A 3,260-nucleotide genomic window follows, 5' to 3' on the forward strand; every position below is an offset into this window, starting at 1 on the left:
TAATCCTTTTTCAAATACATAATACATTCTACTTTTTACATAGTACAAATCTAAAATTTCAATTCTCATATCTAACATCTAATCTGTACATCATACATTTAACTCATTACTTATAACTCATTACTTACAACTTAAAACAGGTAGTAGCCCCAATAAATTTGGAAAATGGCAATAAAGGATTTACTTTTAATGTGCGAAAAAAAAGAGTATAACAGTTACTGTCAAAGTCTCCTTACCGAGGCTCTGATAGAGAGTGTGTAAAGAAAGGATAGCCCTTTGCTTTACGATCCGTGTTTTAAAAACGTTATAAAAACGGAGAATTGTTCTTTAAAAGAATTGAAAAAACAATCAGACTTTGTCTGGCGGTTTTTTACGGATGAATGGAAATTGTTTCGTTCTCATTTTGTGTTGGGTTTTATGGAACGATGTCTTCTATTCTTGATAGAAGTAGAAATAAAAAGTCAGAGAAACGATTTACACTCCTTCATTATCGTGAGGAAATCCGGTAAGAAAACCTTTAGAGTAAACTCTTGCCCAATGAAGTACAAACGCATAAATCGCCCTCTGGAATTATCGCAAATATATGAAAATCCCAGTGTATTGGGCGACTTTTTGTACTCTCTAGGGCTTATAATTTACCGGATTATTCCCGAATAGAGAGACATCATTTCGTTAAGTCAAATCGCCTTAACTAATTGTGTCGCTTTAAACATATATCAAATATACAATGTTTGACACTAAACGCCAAACTTTTTTAATAAATATTTTAAATTATATGAAAATTAATCGATTAGATATTGTTTTTAAAGAAAGAAATGTACAAAATAGAGTCATTGCTAAATTTATTGGTAAAACTGAATTTACAATATCTAAATGGCGAAATAACAAAAGACAACCTTCTTTGGAAGAACTAATTGAGATTGCAAAATTACTAAGAGTAAGTATTTATGATTTAATAGAACCAACAAACTGGGACAATGAAAAAACAGATACATATGAGGAGTTTGTAAAAAAAGTAAAAGACATTAAATAATTAAAAACGTTTAGTTTAAAATAAAAATCTTAAATTCGAAATGAATATAAGTCATAGGCATGACGTTCATTTATTACTCAGGTGTTAGATTTTAGGTTAAAAGTTCACCTGAGTTTTTTATTTTACATAAATTAATATAAGTAAAGGGCTTCTATATAGAAGCCCTTTACTTATTTACACAATAATGGTTATAAATTAGATTAATTTATATATTTGTTATTTACATGAAACTAAAGCTATAGTAGTTTCGTGAAAAATAATTTTGGCAGCAATATTATTGGTCACCATACCATTAAAAATAATAGTTGACAGAAAATTACTTTTGAAGAATTAAAAAAAGTTAGACAAGACGACAACGTAAGAAGTTGTTAAGACAAAATTGAACAAATACGAAGTTTATGACAAAATCTAAAAAAAATGAGCCTAAACTATTTGAAGGTCAAGAGCAAATTAAAATTTGGCCTCCTTACGAGGTTTTTTACTTAGAGTGCATAAAAACTGCTTCACTTAACGCCATAGAAAGTTGGGAAACTCTGAATGAAATTGTTTCAGACGAGAATTTATTAAAGACTAATGCAATCGACACAGTTGACCTTGCTGAAAATATTGTAAATCAAGCAGGCATAATTTCAAAATATTTTTTCCCTCCGGTTAAAAACCTCATTCACAAGCTTCGTGGCGAAAAACTAAGAGAGACTTTTAAAATTGACGATGGTCAAGAATTAAGTAAAAGAGATTTTAGAAACTACATTGAGCATTTTGATGAAAAACTTGACTTATTTCTAAACAATGCGATTGCAGGAAATATAATTCCGACCAAATCAATCTTTTGGATTTCGGAAGATCTAGATGAAGTAACTTATGTATTTAAAGCATACATAATTAGAGAGTTTAAATTTATATCATTAAACGAACAAATAGATTTGCCAAAACTTGTTGAAGAAATTTACAGCGTATATAATCAGTGTATAGAATTTTTAGACAATGGCGGACGACTTTGATAAAAATATTGCTGCCAAAACGGGTAACTGTTCCACAACTCTAATTTTTAGGAACAAAAAAACAAAATAGTATAAATAATAACCTCTTTAAAAGTGATTTTAAGGAGGTGTTTTGTTTTTGCGGGAAACCGTAATTTGTTGTTAAATAGCTGTTGTATGTTTGAGAAGAATTGTACGAAACTAAAGCTATAAATAATGTTAGATAAACATATGACTGTACGTGAAGGAAAAACTGATAATATATACTGGATTGAATTTTCTACAGAGAATAATTTGATGAAAAATTTTGTTTTCGAATTTCAAAAATTTATAGTCAATAAGAATCTAGCTGTAATTGCGTTTGACAGTGATTGTATGATTTTAACCGAAGAAGAAATTAATCGGGGCTGGAAATTTGAAAATGAAATTGCTTATTTCGACAATCTAAATATCGTGGAACTTAACGAACCAATATTTGACATTTATGATCAATGGTTTATTCTAAAAAATAATTCTCGAATAACTAATTCTGATATTTTTGTAAATTATTCTGGCTTTACCATTGATATCTCAAACACTAAAGATTTACTTAATAAAAACATTGCTTTACGCTTTTGGAAAACTATAAGAGATGAAGAGGTAGAAAAATTCATTTTGAATGGTGACAATTTTTCTTTTGGTTCAATTAATGAGAATGATATTATTGAAATCAAAAAAGCTTGGTACTAACATCTGTAACTTTTACACAACTCCTATTTTAGGTACAAAAACACAAATATTATAAATAACAACCTCTTTTGAAGCAATTTTAAGGAGGTTTTTTATTTTTACACAATAAGGTATACTTCTTATTTTGTCGTCTATTTTTTTAGAAGGACAAAATAGTCTATTTCTTCGAGTTTTGTTCGAATTTCCTTGGAAAATAGTTCGAGAAAAAGGGTGTTTTTTCGAACAACAGTCGAAGAAGACAGATAAAAAAGACTATTAATAATTTTACAAAAAGATCAAATAGTAAAATATAAATAAACCAAATTTCTTTCACTAGCTAATTATCTATTAGCTTACCTTCATATTTCTTATCAACACAACATCATATATTGACTCTAAAATATATTATTTTTGAAATAATGATACAAATACGGTTTTACGTAAATAATTATCCGATAATATTACTTTATTCGCAGTTATTGTATTTGTATATTTACAACAAAGAATTGATAAGCAAATATGGCTAAAAAAGTCCAAAC

At 28.1% G+C, this 3,260-nt stretch carries 3 protein-coding genes; all 3 read left to right on the forward strand.

Features of this window, described 5'->3' with window-relative positions; genetic code table 11:
• The first annotated feature begins 727 nt into the window (after positions 1 to 727).
• The 3 genes from B2217_RS01885 (at position 728) to B2217_RS01895 (ending at position 2,742) form a co-directional block, all read left to right on the forward strand.
• Entirely contained in the window at positions 728 to 1,033 is a 306-nt protein-coding gene (locus B2217_RS01885; protein ID WP_291094797.1) for a helix-turn-helix domain-containing protein, read from the forward strand.
• A 398-nt stretch (positions 1,034 to 1,431) separates the two neighbouring features.
• On the forward strand, positions 1,432 to 2,034 hold the full coding sequence (locus tag B2217_RS01890; protein WP_280046415.1) for a hypothetical protein: 603 nt from the start codon (positions 1,432 to 1,434) through the stop codon (positions 2,032 to 2,034).
• A gap of 195 nt (positions 2,035 to 2,229) precedes the next feature.
• Positions 2,230 to 2,742, forward strand: coding sequence for a hypothetical protein (locus tag B2217_RS01895; protein ID WP_291122034.1), 513 nt, complete (start codon positions 2,230 to 2,232; stop codon positions 2,740 to 2,742).
• The last annotated feature ends 518 nt before the right edge of the window (positions 2,743 to 3,260 follow it).

The sequence above is a fragment of the Empedobacter sp. UBA7620 genome (assembly GCF_002484185.1).
GTDB classification, from domain to species: Bacteria; Bacteroidota; Bacteroidia; order Flavobacteriales; family Weeksellaceae; genus Empedobacter; species Empedobacter falsenii_C.